This is a genomic window from Paenibacillus sp. FSL R7-0272, from assembly GCF_037969905.1.
Classification (GTDB): domain Bacteria; phylum Bacillota; class Bacilli; order Paenibacillales; family Paenibacillaceae; genus Paenibacillus; species Paenibacillus polysaccharolyticus.
Genome location: NZ_CP150221.1, coordinates 5,349,723 through 5,363,839, shown reverse-complemented (window position 1 = coordinate 5,363,839; position 14,117 = coordinate 5,349,723). Strand labels below are relative to the sequence as shown.

Sequence of the window (14,117 nt, the reverse complement as noted above, 5' to 3'; positions counted from 1 at the left end):
AGTGGAGAGAAGTTATGACACCGTGGGAACCTAACGAGACGGGAGCAGATACGATCCGTATACCGCAAGATGAAGAACGGGAACTGATCGAGATTGAATTGCTGCTGGAAGGAATGCATCGTTTGTATGGGTATGACTTCAGAAATTATGCGTTGCCATCCCTAAGAAGAAGAATATGGCATTATGCGCATGCGGAAGGAGTGAAAAGCATATCCGGACTACAGGAAAAGGTACTGCACAATCGTTCATCGTTTGAACGGTTTGTACAGAATTTATCCATTCCGGTAACGGAAATGTTCCGAGACCCATCACTTTTTCGCATGTTTCGGGAGAAGATCATTCCTATTCTGAGAACCTATCCTTATATTCGGATATGGCATGCAGGCTGCTCTACGGGTGAAGAAGTGTATTCCATGGCAATTATGCTGCATGAGGAAGGTCTGTATGACAAGGCACGAATCTATGCGACGGATATGAATGACCGCTCACTGCAACAGGCCAAGGAAGGCGTATACGGTATTGAGAAAATGAAGTTGTTTACAACAAATTATCTGGAGGCAGGGGGCACGAAAGCCTTCTCCGAATACTATACAGCGAAATATAATTCCGTTATATTTCACCCGTTTCTTCAGAAAAACATTATTTTTGCCGAACATAATCTGGCAACTGACAGGTCGTTTAATGAGTTTAACGTTATCTTTTGCCGCAATGTCATGATCTATTTCAACGATGAGCTGCGGAACCATGTGCACGGGCTGTTTCATGAGAGCTTGAGCCACTTTGGCATACTCGTTCTGGGATCGAAAGAATCCATTCATTTTACAGAATATAGTGATGCCTATGAGCCGTTAGACCGGACCGAAAAAATATACCGGAAAATCAAATAGGGGGTTAGGCTTAGTTATGGGGCTCAATGAACCAATCCACATATTATTGGTAGATGACCGCCCTGAGAACCTGCTTGCGCTCGAAGCGGTTCTGGAATCAGAGCAATACAAACTCGTCAAGGCAAATTCCGGAGAAGAGGCACTCCGGTGTCTGCTCAAAGACGAATTTGCGGTCATTGTACTTGATGTGCAGATGCCTGGGATGGACGGGATTGAGACAGCTAAATTAATCAAGGCACGAGACAAATCCAAAGATGTGCCCATCATCTTCATTTCGGCGAATAGCAGAGAGGCTGAGCATTTGTTTGCCGGATATTCAGCGGGAGCCATTGATTATATGGTCAAACCGTTTATTCCCCAGATTTTGAAGTCCAAAATCGAGGGTTTTGTAGAGATGTTTATCTCCAACAAAAGACTAAAGACACAGACAATGTTGCTTCACCAGAAGACACAGGAACTGGAGAAGATGAATCAGCAACTCGTGCAGGCCAAAGAAGAAGCCGAGATTGCGGCTAATGCCAAAACGGAGTTTCTGGCCATGATGAGCCACGAGATTCGTACGCCCATGAACGGAGTCATTGGCATGGTTGACCTGTTGATGGAAACCGAGTTGAAGGAAGATCAGAAGGAATATGTGGATATCGTTCGCCGCAGTGCCGATGCACTCGTCACGGTAATCAATGATATTCTAGATTTCACCAAAATGGAGTCCGGCAAAATGGAGCTGGAGGAGCATCCATTTGAACTCGTTTCCTGCATACGTGAAGTGCTCGGTCTGTTCGCTGCAGAAGCAGGTAAGAAAAGTCTGGAACTGGATTTTTTCCTTGAAGATGCTGTGCCTGAATTAATCTATGGAGATATGGCACGTCTCCGCCAAGTGCTGCTGAATTTGATTGCCAACGCGGTGAAGTTTACGGAGCAGGGCGGTGTGTATCTCATTGTGTCCGTGAACGAAGAGAAGGACGGCAATATGTCTTTGGAATTTGCTGTTAAAGATACAGGAATAGGCATCGCACCTGAGAAAGTGGATCGTTTGTTCCAGCCGTTTTCTCAGCTTGATACGTCCATGACTCGAAAATATGGTGGAACTGGCCTTGGCCTTGCCATCTGTAAAACACTGGTCGAAATGATGGGTGGGCAGATTTATCTTGATATCTCTGAAAAGCGGGGGGCTACCTTCGTGTTTACCATTCAGGCCAAGCGTTACATTGAAACGGAACTGGTCCAGGGTAGCGGCGAAGAGAAGCTGACAGACGTTAATCATGAAGATAAACATGCAACGGTATTAATCGTGGATGACCATCCGATCAATCAGAAGTTGATGGCCATCATGTTGCACAAGCTTGGACTTCTCTCAGATATTGCGGAAGATGGGCAGAAGGCTCTCGACATGGTGCTCGAAAACTCGTCGCCATATGACTTTATTTTTATGGATCTGCAGATGCCAGTGATGGATGGTCTGGAATGTACGAGAAAAATACGCGCAAGCGTGTCTCAGAAGCACCAACCTGTCATTATAGCCATGACAGCTAACGTAATGGAAGGTATACAGCAGCGCTGTACCGAGGCAGGAATGGACGATTATATCAGTAAGCCGGTGAAAATGGGCAGTGTCAAACAGAAACTTTCCCATTATCAGAAGAAACGCCAGGTTATTAATCCGGGTGGTTCGGCAATGAATCAGGCCAATTGAAGTTTTTACCAGTTATGTTTCCTGTTTCACTCGTGTGTAAGTTGGGTTATAAGGTAAGGAAACCATTGATCAGGAGAGAGATGTCTAATGAATACAAATAAAAATGAAAAATTCAACGCAAGAACCGAAACACATGACGGTGTATGCACAGTGTATTTGACTGGCGAACTGGATTTGTCGGTTGCTCCTGACTTCCGTTTGGTAATGGAACCGCTCGTGGACAACAAGGAGCAGGATCTGATTATTAACATGAAAGATCTGAAGTACATTGATAGCACAGGGATTGGTATCCTGTTATCTGTTCTCAAGGCCAGACATGGAATGGAAGCTCGCTTTGAAGTACAGGAAGTTCCTGCGCAAATTCAGAAACTTTTTGATATGACGGGTATAGCTAAATTCTTTGTTACACAGAAGAATTCCCAATAGGAAAGGATCGAAAAAGGAATGAATGCAGAAGTCCAAAGAATTACGCTGAATTTACCGGCGACAGCTGAATATGTGGATATTGTAAGACTTAATCTATATGGTGTTGCGTCCAAAATGGGATTCTCTTATGAAGACATTGAGGATATGAAGGTTGCTGTATCCGAAGCCTGTAACAATTCCGTATTGTATGCCTACTCTCATGAAGGCGGTATGGTTGAAGTCGTTTTTGAAGTAGATGGTGAGATGCTCGCGATCACTGTCAAAGACGAGGGTTCCAGCTTCGAGAATGTGAACCCGGCCGCAACACGTTCCGGACTTCATGACAAAGAACTGACAGACGCTCAGATTGGCGGACTTGGGTTCTACCTGATGCAAGCCTTGATGGATGATGTCAGTGTTGAAAGTGAGACGGGCAAAGGTACGAAAGTAGTACTCGTAAAACGTCTTGCAAAAAGTGAGGAGAAAGTATGAATGAGAAAGTGACTCCCCCAGAGTCCATGTCTGAAGCGATTGGTTTGATCTGGGAATACCAGCAAACACAGGACAACGAAATCGCTACGGTTCTGATCCGCAAGTATGAGCCGATGGTCAAAATGGCTGCGGGTAAAATTGCCCGGAATCGACCTGATTTATACGAGGATCTGTACCAGACAGGGCAAATGGCATTGATCCGATTGTTGAAGCAATATGATATCAATCTGGGGATTCCATTTGAACCGTATGCGATGAAAAGTATGATCGGTCATATGAAAAATTATCTACGGGATAAGTCATGGTACATTCAAGTACCGAGAAGAATCAAGGAAAAAGGGGCATTGGTGCAACATGCCATTGATGAGCTGACGGTAAAGCTGGAACGTTCACCCGGGGTTAATGAGATTGCTGAGTACCTGGATCTTACTCCGGAGGAAACGATTGAAGTTCTGGCTGGTCGGGAGTGTTACCACTATGTTTCTCTGGATTCTCCATTATCTCAGGATGACAGTGCTGCGACACTAGGAGAACTGATCAGCGCGGATGTGAATGACTTTGATTCGGTGGAAAAACGAATGGATTTGCAGCAGGCATTAGGCCAGCTTAAGGAACAAGAACAGAAAGTACTTATTTTAGCCTTTCAGGATGGACAGTCACAGCGGGCTATAGCCCAGAAACTGGGTGTCTCGCAGATGAGCGTCTCCCGGATTCAAAAAAGGGCTACGGAGAAACTGAAGCAGATTATGTCTAACGCTTCTCTGCTATGAACCATTATTCTAATTGTTGCCCCAATACGGCTTGACGAGGACACGGTATTGCACTGGAATGCATACGTGTCCTTTTTGAATTGATTGAGAGGAAAATTTAGTGGCAATAGAATAAAACATGTTCAGGAGGAATGTCAGGTGGACCAAATCAAACTGGAAGCTCGGCGTGATCAGTTATCCTGCTCCGAAGATTGGCAGTGGTGGGATTGGGTAGCTCCGGATTCTAGTAGTATGGAGAGCGCACTGCGTGATCTGGAACAGTCATTTCCAGAGATGCAATACTGGCTAAGCAAAATACCGGAAGCCGAATCGAACTACTTGTCCGTTCGTTATTTTAATGGCACAGATGCGGTTATTTTTGGCTCGTTTTTATATGCTGTAAAAAATGAGAGAGAAGATCAACGAAGAGATAATCAGATGTTTTTTTATGTCGACAAGCAGAATTTGGTCACGCTTAATTTGGACGACAATACGAGAGGCATTATGAAATCGGGCGAACGAATGCACATGTTGCACCAATGTACGCAGGCTAGAGAAGGTATGTTTGTGCTTTTTCGGGCCATTCTACATTATTACCATGTCGGTATGGATCATTTTGAGATGAATCTGCGTGACCTGGAACGGAGAATGGAATCACGGAATGCGCGGACATTAATGGATCAGATTCTGGCAGCACGCTTCGAATTGCTGTACTGGAGTAACCTGTTCATTCCTTATACCGAATTAATGGCCGCTTCCCGGGAAGCCTATCTTCAAGAAATTACAGAGAATCGCTTCTATCAGCAACTTCAATACCGCGTTGAACGAATGGAGTGTCTGTTCCAGCATTATGAAAAGGAGATTGATACCTTAATCTCGATCGACAACGCGATATCAGGCGTACGCGGCAACGAAATTATGAAGACACTGACGATTGTGACATCCGTATTCACACCTGCAACAGCCGCAGGTGCTATATGGGGGATGAATTTTGAGAATTTGCCCCTGATCGACAAAACATGGGGAGTCGTGCTTGTTATTGCACTGATCATCTGCAGCATGATCAGTATGTATATATGGATGATGATGAAAGGATGGACCGGGGATTTGTTAAAAGTAAAATCTGCACAGTCCTCCGCTCGGGGAAACCGGGACAGAGGAAAAAAGGAACCGCGATAGTCACAGACTGGGCGGTTCCTTTTTTATTTTTTGTAATCCTCAATGTAACCGAGCAAGTCGGCGATGTATTGACCCACGATAGGCATATTGACAAATTGGCTAAGAATGAAGGCAAGCAAACCGAGCACAACAAACGTCCCGACGGTCAATCCAAGTCCACGAGCCATACCTGCTGTAAAGTTGGTAATGATTCGTTTCTTGGGACTACTGTAATTTTCAATGATGTCTTTGATCTGAGCTCTCTCCAGACTGTCGGCAATCTGATCAAGCCGTGTGTTCAGGCGCTTGACCTCGTGACGCAATTCGAATGGATGTTCACTGGTATCATACTGCTGTGCAGGTGTTCCTCCCGGTACTGAGGTGTTGCCATTAATCGTGACTTTACTCATATCTGTCATTCCTCCGTTTGCTTTGGATAAAAAATAGCCAGCTGGAATGCAGCTGGCTATTCATTGCTCGATCTCATCAAGCCTTACAGGCTTGTCGAGTTCAATTGTTTACGCGCATCTTCCTTCGCTTCTACGGAAGCGGCAGCCACTTCTTCAGATGCACGTGTTGCTTCCTCAGCAACATCTGCTGAAGCTTTTCTTACGGAATCCATAACGTCATTGCGACCTTGGTTTACTGTTCTTGCCAGATCGGACGTTTTGGAAGATACCGTTTTGGCAATTTCAGAAGCTTTGTCACCAACAACTGTGGCCACTTCCTTTGTACGGTCAGTCACCATACCTACCTTTTCAGAAAGATCACCACGCAATTCGCGTCCTGGTTTAGGGGCGAATAACAGGGCAGCTGCAGCGCCCAACAAACCTCCGATGAAAATGCCTTTGGCGAAAGTCGAACCACTTTGTACAGGATATTGCTCTTCTGCTTTATTCATGTCTAATCACTCCTTCATTAATTTAGGAAAGAAATACGAAACAACGAACACCATCTAACCCGAATCAGGCAGCCTGTCTTAGCAGTCTGGACACAAGCCCCAGCAAGAATACAAAGAGCGCTGTACCAATGATGGCGGGAATGACGGCAAAGTTACCGATAACCGGTCCCCAGTTACCAAGCAAAAGTGCTCCCAGCCAGGCTCCGGCGAATCCGGCAATCATCGCACCAATCACGCCGCCCGGCATGTTATGACCGGCAAGTGCATCTCCAATCAAACCGATAATGATCGCCATGACAATGCTGATAATAATGCCCCACATAACAACCGCCTCCTTTCAACTTGATGCAGGATGTTGTCTGTTCGCGTTTGCTTACTTCGTATATAAACGCCGTGCAACATGGTGAAACAACTAACTGTCCGATGAATAAGCTGGAAATTAGATACAGGGGATCAAATGGCAGGGTGTTTTATTCCCTGAATCATACAGCCAATCCAGACGAAGCCTGCGGCAAATCCGGCAAAAACATCGGTAGGATAATGAACCCCCAGCATAACCCGACTCACGCCGATCAACAGAACAAATAGAATACCGCAAATAACAGGAAGCCATCTTCTAATTACATCCCGTTCCTTCCATTCGATGGCCCAGATGACAAAAAGCATACCGTAAAAACCCATCGAAATCATGGCATGACCACTGGGATAACTATATCCATGCACAACGAGAAGGTGATCCAGTTCGGGTCTGCTTCGTCTAAAGATTTCTTTTAAAAACGTGTTCAAAATCCACATCATTCCGAAACTTGCGCAGATGATATAACCATACATCATCGTTCTGGGATGACGCTGTAAGAAACATAATAGTGCGAACCCTGCTGCAGCAAGTGCTGATATTTTAAATGAACCCAGTGCCGTGATGAAGGAAGTGTAGGGTAGCAGAGACAGACGGGATTGCGAGTGGAGATAAAACATTTGCTGAACTTGACTGTCCAGTCGAATTAAACGTTCCAGACCCAGCCAGGCTCCAACACCAGCCAATAATAAAACAGTAGCTGAGCTTAGCAGTGAAGCAATCAGGACGTATTTCAGCAGAGATTGCAAAGACATCACATGAGATGATTCAGATGATAGATGTTGAGAATTACGTAGCATGAAACGTATCCCCTTCTATAAAGAGTAGTCCTTCAGTAAGGCTGATAAAGCTTTACCCGAAACGACTGTCGAAAAAACTGTAAAACCGTCGTTTTTGTACTATACTAATGAGGATATCCCATGCGGCGCCGTGAAGCAAAGCAGAGAAGAAATTAGCAATTTAAAGGAGAGAAACTCGCGTGGAGAGTGCTTTGTTAGTTAAAGAATACCGTGCGGGCGTGATGGAATGCGCTCACTACGGACACATATGTATTACAGATGAGCATGGCCGGGTTGTATATTCGGCTGGTGATCCTCATTTCAGAGCGTTCACACGTTCATCGGCCAAACCTTTTCAAGCGATTCCAGGTATTCGGGCCGGAATTGATCGACATTATAGTCTTAAGCCACAAGAGATTGCAATCATGGCTTCATCACATCGCTCTGAGCCGGAGCATATTCAAGTGCTGGAGCATCTGGCTCATAAAATCGGACTTGGTGAGGAATGTCTGATCTGTGCACCAAGCTATCCGCTTAATGAAGAAAGCCGCAATAACTGGTTGAGGGCGCAAGGAGAGAAACGCAGAATATTGCATAACTGTTCGGGGAAACATCTGGGCATTCTGGGTTATAGCCAGATGAGAAAACTTGATTTGAGCAGCTATGCCGAGCCGGATCATCCAGTGCAACGAGAAATCCTAGAAACACTGGCAGGTCTCGCAGGCATTGAAGAAAAAGAGATTCAACTAGGGACGGATGGCTGTGGATTTCCGGTATTTTCGCTACCTTTGTCTGCACTGGCCAATGCATATCTCAAGCTCGCATGTCCTGACCTGATTGCAGATGAGCCTACACGCATGGCTGTAAAGACGATCACTTCGGCTATGAATCAGCACCCTCTGATGGTCGGTGGCCAGAATCGGGTGGATTCGGTGTTGCTGGAAGACGATAATATTGTCGCCAAAGGCGGATTCAAGGGTGTATTTGGTTTTGCACTGAAAAAAGAAAGATTGGGCATCACCTTCAAAGTGCTGGATGGCTCTGAGGAAGAATGGGCTTCCATTGCACAATCGATATTGAAGCAACTAAACTATTCCAACCCTAAAACCATTGCACGCTTGGCTGAAGTATTTTCTGCAGACATTCGTAATGATGCAGGCACTATAGTGGGTCGGATGGATAGTGAATTTGTGCTCCACTCATGAAAAGATAGCGTGTAACCTTTAGAAGGAACGTGATTAGAATGACCGGACCCCGGGTAAAGATCACATACCAACTGGTATTGACCTATATCATTTTGAACACGCATGGATTATTGCCATACGGCAGTTCCAATCCTCTGGAGGTGGATGAATATGATTAAAGTAGTGACATCGGAAGAAAGACACACGTCGGATCGCGGTTGGATACACAGCGAATTCAGCTTTTCCTTTGCGGATTATGAGGACCCGAGCAATGCTCATTTTGGCTGTCTGTTAGCCCACAACGACAACATACTGATGCCGCAAGAAGGCTTTAAGAAACATCCACATCACGACCTTGAAATTGTCAGTTACGTGATATCAGGCACGCTTAAACATACAGACAGTATGGGCACAGAACAGTTGCTCGAAGCGGGGACAGTTCAGGTGATGAGTGCAGGCACAGGCGTAGAGCACTCCGAAACCAATCCAGCCACGGATGAACCGGTACGTTTCTTGCAAATGTGGTTTTTGCCCTCTCAGCGCATGCTGAAGCCATCTTATGCTTATCGGAAAATAGAAGAGTCCGCCCAGCTCAACCGGCTATGTCCAGTTGTGTCAGGTGCATCTGGCCAAACGGATGAATCGATAGAAGAAAACTCACTTCGCATCGCTCAGGATGTAACCTGTTATCTATCCAAGCTGGAGTCAGGAAAGAAATTAATGTTTCCGCAACATGAGGAGCGTCGTACACATTTGTTTCTCATTAACGGACATCTCGAAATGCAGTGTTCCGACGGAAACTTTAATCTCAAGCCCGGAGATGCGGCCCGTATCCGTAAAAGCTGTGATTTACAAATGACAAGTACGGGCAGCGAGCCTGCTGAATTCGTACTTGTGGATCTTCCTTAATACAACAAAAAGGACTTGTCCTGCATCAGTGTTCTGATGTAAGACAGGTCCTTTTTGTTGCTCATCTTGTGCCAGGTGTGAAGATCGCATGCGGAGAGAGAAGTTTATTTGCGGAGTTTACCGAGTTCAGAAGCAACCGCTTCTACTTCGGAGATGCTCAAATGTTCTTTGCTCATCACCATTTCGTACAAATCCTGCAAATCTTCATATTTCTCAAGCGGGAACGCTGAAGCTTGCATCGCGGCACCACTGGCCATCCGCAGCTTGGTTTTGATCGCTTCAATCATATATTCCATATTTTCTGCTGTTGCTTGTGTTAAATCCATCGTTAACTTCATCCTTTCCATCTCCGGAGATGGGTTGCTCATTTGTCCAAACGGAACTTCTGTTATTGTAGCATGAGTGGAAGGGGACAAGCTAATGATTTTGCGGGAGAATGGAGCATCGGTTACAATATGAGAATAGATCACAACGACTGGAAGTAAAGGTAGCACTAGGGTTGTCCAATATTCTCATGTGTAACAAGGAGGAATTCAGTTTGGCTTTATATAAACGGGAACTTGTCCGGCAACAGAGCCGAGGTGTACGCAAAGGCGTGCCTGGAGACAAGATGGCCCTTTTTTTCAAGGAGATCTCCGAGCTCCATAAACTGGACGAGATTACGTTTCTATGTATCGGCACAGATCGCTCGACCGGGGATGCTCTTGGACCGATGACGGGGGCTTTGCTGGAGGAGCGTGGCATACCTCATGTAATCGGTACACTGGCAACGCCTTGTGATGCAGATACTCTTGAAAAGAGACTGGCCCACATTCCTTCACACCATAAGGTTATAGCAATAGATGCATGTTTGGGCCCAAAAGATGCTACCGGGACATACTATGTATCGGCAACATCCTTGCGCCCTGCCCAATCCGTTGGGGGTCATTTGCCACCTGTTGGAGAATACAGTGTAGCTGCAGTAGTAAATGCTAACGGACCAAGACCCTATTCGATTTTGCAGATGACTTCGCTGTACTTGGTCATGGGCATGTCACAAACGATTGCAGATGCGGTGACGGAAGCCTGGAATGTATGATAAACGTTTCATTTATGAGATGAATGCTTAATAATATACAACCTGAAATATTACATTCGCGCAGAGAGAGGGATTAATATGGAAAAAGTGATGTGTGATGGAACAACGATTTGTTATGCTGAGCAGGGTAAGGGAGAAGTGCTTGTACTGCTTCACGGTTACTGCGGTAGTTCATCCTATTGGGATGAAGTAGTACCGGAGCTGGCCCGCAGCTATCGTTGTATCGTACCTGATCTGCGTGGGCACGGCAAAACGGATGCACCTGTAGGCAGTTACACCATTGAACAGATGGGCAACGATGTGTTGCAATTGCTCGATGAGCTAGACGTGGAAAAAGCAGTGATTCTGGGACATTCCATGGGCGGATATATTGCACTCTCCATTGCACAGCACCATCCGGAGCGACTCAACGCGTTCGGTTTGATCCATTCAACTGCGTATCCGGACGGCGACGAAGCGAAGGAGAAACGTTTGCGTGCAGTATCTACGATTCAGACCGAAGGCATTGTGAATTTTGTGGACGGGCTGGTACCTGGTCTGTTCGCTCCAGAGCATATTGAATCGATGTCGGCACATGTGAATCGTGTGAAGGAAATTGGGTATCAAACTGCCCCTCAAGGTGCGGTTGGCGCGGCACTGGCTATGCGTGAACGTCCAGATCGCCGTGATGTATTGTCTGCCACACCGCTTCCAGTATTACTTGTAGCAGGGGAGAAGGATGGGCTGATTCCACCGGAACGTACTTTTACGAGTGACAAGCCTCATATTGTGCAGGCCACCATTGCAGGTGCAGGACATATGAGTATGTATGAAGCGCCGGAACAATTGATTCAGGTAATTCAACAGTTTATGACGGGATTGTCTGACTAACCATAAGATCACTCAATCGAGTTTGTATATGCAGCCCCTGTGTGTCCATATGGACAAGCAGGGGCTTTGATGTGTTTGCTGACCGGCTTCGGAAGCAGGAGAGCAGGACTTTCGCTTTTTTTCACGGCATGAATTAAAATAAATCATATGAATACGCGATATAAAGTATGCGATAAATGAGTGAAGATATAAGGGGGCGCACCGATGTTCAGGAAGGATTATCTGCTCCGCATGATGGAGGAAATGACAGAGGCGATTGGCAAGGCTTTTACGCTTAGACAACAACGTAAACATACGGAGGCTTTATCTGAACTGGATGAGTTAATGCGCAGACAATTTGGCATGAATCTCAATCTGCTGAACTCTCTGCCTGCAGAGGATGTGATTGAGATGTTCCGTTTTCGCGGCGTCATTGAGGTGGACAATCTGCAGCAAGCGGCGAGACTGATTGAGGAAGAAGCATATATCTATCACGAGAAGGCCAGAGTCGAAGGCATTGATGATGAGGAGAAAATGGATGCAGAAGATGCGGCGCTTGTTCGTTTAATGCGAGCTTTACATTTTTACCTGTACGCCCAAAATCAGGGTGCTAATCGCGAGTTATTACAGGTGCCTGACCGTATAGAAGGAATTATAGAGCAAATTAAGGGATATGAGCTTCCTGCGCGAACGGAGAAGCAACTTGCGTTATATCGGGAGCAACAGGGCCGATATGATGCGGCGGAGAATGGCTGGTACAGACTGATGCATCTTGATGCGGATTATCCGGTACAGTATGAAGAGGACGCGCGAGCATTTTATCAGAGGTTGACGGAACTTACGGATGAGCAGCTTGAACAGGGCGGTTTGCCGCGGGCTGAGGTCGAGGAGGGGCTGGCACAGATTACAGCAGTGGAAACCAAACGTCAGCAGGTCGTAACAGAAGAATAACCGAATGGATCGCTGAACTTATAGAATATCTGATGACTGAACTAATGGAGCGTAGCTCTTCACTTGGAGAGGGAACGGAATTATGGTATGGTAACGGTTGACCAAACCAAACCGAAAGTGAGATGTACCCCGTGGATTCGTTGCGAAAGCTTATACAAGATATTTTTGAACAGAACTCGCTGATTACGGCGACCTGGAGTCAGCTGCGCAGACGGGACAATGTCTCGTTTACCAAAGTGCAGGTGAAGCCGGTTACGCTGAAGAATCAGCTTCATTATCAGTTTGCTTTTCATTATGCGAATAAAGTGCTGCATGAGAATTTGACCCTGGCTGAAGCGCTGGAGCGTATGACTTTGTTGTGTGAAGAGACGTTCCGTCAGGGATTGCTGTGTACGGCAGATGCGGATTATCAAATTTTGATCAGCAAAAAATATAAAGTATCGATTCTGACCAAATCCCCATCCAAAACAGCGGTGGATCTGTCCCATAATCGCAAAAAGCAATATGTACTTGAAGAGGGCGTTCCGGTTTCTTTCCTCGTTGAACTTGGGATTATGAACGAGGAAGGACGTGTGCTTGCACGTAAGTACGATAAGTTCAGGCAGATCAACCGTTTCCTTGAGATGGTGCAGGATGTTATTGCTCATCTGCCGGAAGGACGTCCGCTGACGATTGTAGATTTTGGCTGCGGCAAGTCGTATCTGACTTTTGCCCTGTATCATTATTTGTCCGTACAACAGCGACGTTCGCTTAACATCATCGGTCTGGATCTAAAGGCGGATGTTATTGAACACTGTAATGATCTGGCCAGACGTTTGCATTACGGTGATCTGAAATTCCTCGTTGGTGACATTGCGGATTATGATGAACTGAACGAAGTGGATATGGTTGTTACTCTCCATGCTTGTGATACGGCGACGGATGCGGCCTTGGAGAAAGCAGTGCGCTGGGGAGCTTCTGTCATTCTGTCGGTTCCTTGTTGTCAGCATGAACTGTATGACCAGGTAGAGTCTCCGGTGATGAACCCGCTGCTGTCTCACGGCATTTTGAAGGAGCGTTTCTCCGCACTGGCAACAGATGCGATTCGCGCCAAACTGCTGGATATTATGGGATATAAAACACAGTTGCTCGAATTCATTGATCTGGAGAATACACCGAAAAATATTCTGATTCGCGCCGTTCGCGGTCAGGCGGGTCAAGTGAAGGACATGTGGGACGAGTACACTGCATTCCGTGATTTCATTCATGCCGATCCATATCTGGAACGTGCTTGTGCGGATCTGCTACCTGTTGAAGGAAGCATAACTGGTGGGAAAGTGGACAGGGAAAACTTAGAGCGGTCTGCGAAATGTAATCTTCACTAATGTTTGGCATGCAGGTAATGGATGAGAAAGGGTTCAAAAGAGAACACAAGAAGAACCAAAGTAGGGATGTTTCGTGCACGACTGGTCTGTATACCTGAAGAAGGGGACATACTGGTACCAGGGTCGCTTTACTTGATGTGCAAGATATAGGATGCCATTGATGTCGGCATGATGCGTGAAAAAGTTCATAATGGTTAAGGATGTAAACCAAGGCTGAAGGACCCTAAGAGGGATTCTTCTGCCTTTTTTTATTTTCAAATAAATGAAGGAAGTAGGAGATGGGGGTGAAGGACAGAGAGCGAACCTCTGACGGATCAGAATTCGTGGGAGTGAGTATGAATGTGAGCACAAGTAATCCTCCGA

The 14,117-nt window shown here is 46.0% G+C and carries 17 protein-coding genes; 12 read left to right on the top strand and 5 right to left on the bottom strand.

What is annotated here, in order from left to right; translation table 11 throughout:
- The first annotated feature begins 14 nt into the window (after positions 1-14).
- The 6 genes from MKY23_RS23775 (at position 15) to MKY23_RS23750 (ending at position 5,405) form a co-directional block, all read left to right on the top strand.
- On the top strand, positions 15-887 hold the full coding sequence (locus MKY23_RS23775) for a protein-glutamate O-methyltransferase CheR (RefSeq protein WP_090924482.1): 873 nt from the start codon (positions 15-17) through the stop codon (positions 885-887).
- A gap of 16 nt (positions 888-903) precedes the next feature.
- Positions 904-2,580, top strand: a complete 1,677-nt coding sequence (locus MKY23_RS23770) for a response regulator (protein ID WP_339832647.1) — start codon at positions 904-906, stop codon at positions 2,578-2,580.
- An 87-nt stretch (positions 2,581-2,667) separates the two neighbouring features.
- Entirely contained in the window at positions 2,668-3,006 is a 339-nt protein-coding gene (locus tag MKY23_RS23765; RefSeq protein WP_090924484.1) for an STAS domain-containing protein, read from the top strand.
- Positions 3,007-3,024: 18 nt separating this feature from the next.
- Positions 3,025-3,477 (top strand): anti-sigma B factor RsbW, encoded by a 453-nt coding sequence (gene rsbW, locus MKY23_RS23760; protein ID WP_090924485.1) that lies wholly within the window; start codon positions 3,025-3,027, stop codon positions 3,475-3,477.
- A complete protein-coding gene (locus MKY23_RS23755; protein WP_090924486.1) occupies positions 3,474-4,247 on the top strand; it encodes a sigma-70 family RNA polymerase sigma factor in 774 nt (257 codons plus the stop codon). The genes rsbW and MKY23_RS23755 overlap by 4 nt, the downstream gene beginning before the upstream one ends.
- A gap of 138 nt (positions 4,248-4,385) precedes the next feature.
- A complete protein-coding gene (locus MKY23_RS23750) occupies positions 4,386-5,405 on the top strand; it encodes a magnesium transporter CorA family protein (RefSeq protein WP_244159470.1) in 1,020 nt (339 codons plus the stop codon).
- A 23-nt stretch (positions 5,406-5,428) separates the two neighbouring features.
- On the opposite strand, the gene MKY23_RS23745 is transcribed toward MKY23_RS23750, so the two are convergent.
- From MKY23_RS23745 to MKY23_RS23730, 4 genes are all read right to left on the bottom strand, one after another.
- On the bottom strand, positions 5,429-5,794 hold the full coding sequence (locus tag MKY23_RS23745; protein ID WP_139168946.1) for a DUF5665 domain-containing protein: 366 nt from the start codon (positions 5,792-5,794) through the stop codon (positions 5,429-5,431).
- Positions 5,795-5,877: 83 nt separating this feature from the next.
- Positions 5,878-6,285: a YtxH domain-containing protein gene (locus MKY23_RS23740; RefSeq protein ID WP_090924487.1), complete on the bottom strand. Its 408-nt coding sequence runs from the start codon at positions 6,283-6,285 to the stop codon at positions 5,878-5,880.
- Between the two features lie 64 nt (positions 6,286-6,349).
- Positions 6,350-6,607 carry a GlsB/YeaQ/YmgE family stress response membrane protein gene (locus tag MKY23_RS23735; RefSeq protein WP_090924488.1) on the bottom strand — a complete coding sequence of 86 codons (258 nt, stop codon included), beginning with the start codon at positions 6,605-6,607 and terminating at the stop codon, positions 6,350-6,352.
- Between the two features lie 131 nt (positions 6,608-6,738).
- Positions 6,739-7,440 (bottom strand): phosphatase PAP2 family protein, encoded by a 702-nt coding sequence (locus tag MKY23_RS23730; RefSeq protein WP_090924489.1) that lies wholly within the window; start codon positions 7,438-7,440, stop codon positions 6,739-6,741.
- 179 nt (positions 7,441-7,619) lie between these two features.
- Here MKY23_RS23730 and MKY23_RS23725 point away from each other — a divergent pair, with 179 nt between their 5' ends.
- Together MKY23_RS23725 and MKY23_RS23720 are read left to right on the top strand one after the other, a co-directional pair.
- On the top strand, positions 7,620-8,624 hold the full coding sequence (locus MKY23_RS23725) for an asparaginase (RefSeq protein WP_154985129.1): 1,005 nt from the start codon (positions 7,620-7,622) through the stop codon (positions 8,622-8,624).
- Positions 8,625-8,774: 150 nt separating this feature from the next.
- Positions 8,775-9,512, top strand: a complete 738-nt coding sequence (locus MKY23_RS23720) for a pirin family protein (RefSeq protein ID WP_090924491.1) — start codon at positions 8,775-8,777, stop codon at positions 9,510-9,512.
- Positions 9,513-9,616: 104 nt separating this feature from the next.
- Here MKY23_RS23720 and MKY23_RS23715 read toward each other — a convergent pair whose 3' ends face one another.
- Positions 9,617-9,838 carry a DUF1128 domain-containing protein gene (locus tag MKY23_RS23715; protein ID WP_123065974.1) on the bottom strand — a complete coding sequence of 74 codons (222 nt, stop codon included), beginning with the start codon at positions 9,836-9,838 and terminating at the stop codon, positions 9,617-9,619.
- A gap of 212 nt (positions 9,839-10,050) precedes the next feature.
- On the opposite strand from MKY23_RS23715, the gene yyaC reads away from it, so the two are divergent.
- The 4 genes from yyaC (at position 10,051) to MKY23_RS23695 (ending at position 13,754) form a co-directional block, all read left to right on the top strand.
- On the top strand, positions 10,051-10,590 hold the full coding sequence (yyaC, locus tag MKY23_RS23710; protein WP_339832634.1) for a spore protease YyaC: 540 nt from the start codon (positions 10,051-10,053) through the stop codon (positions 10,588-10,590).
- 78 nt (positions 10,591-10,668) lie between these two features.
- Complete coding sequence (locus tag MKY23_RS23705) at positions 10,669-11,460, top strand: alpha/beta hydrolase (RefSeq protein ID WP_090924492.1); 792 nt, start codon at positions 10,669-10,671, stop codon at positions 11,458-11,460.
- A 204-nt stretch (positions 11,461-11,664) separates the two neighbouring features.
- Complete coding sequence (locus MKY23_RS23700; RefSeq protein WP_154891716.1) at positions 11,665-12,390, top strand: DUF6483 family protein; 726 nt, start codon at positions 11,665-11,667, stop codon at positions 12,388-12,390.
- A 122-nt stretch (positions 12,391-12,512) separates the two neighbouring features.
- The gene (locus MKY23_RS23695; RefSeq protein ID WP_339832630.1) at positions 12,513-13,754 is read left to right on the top strand and encodes an SAM-dependent methyltransferase; all 1,242 of its coding nucleotides are present in this window, start codon (positions 12,513-12,515) and stop codon (positions 13,752-13,754) included.
- The last annotated feature ends 363 nt before the right edge of the window (positions 13,755-14,117 follow it).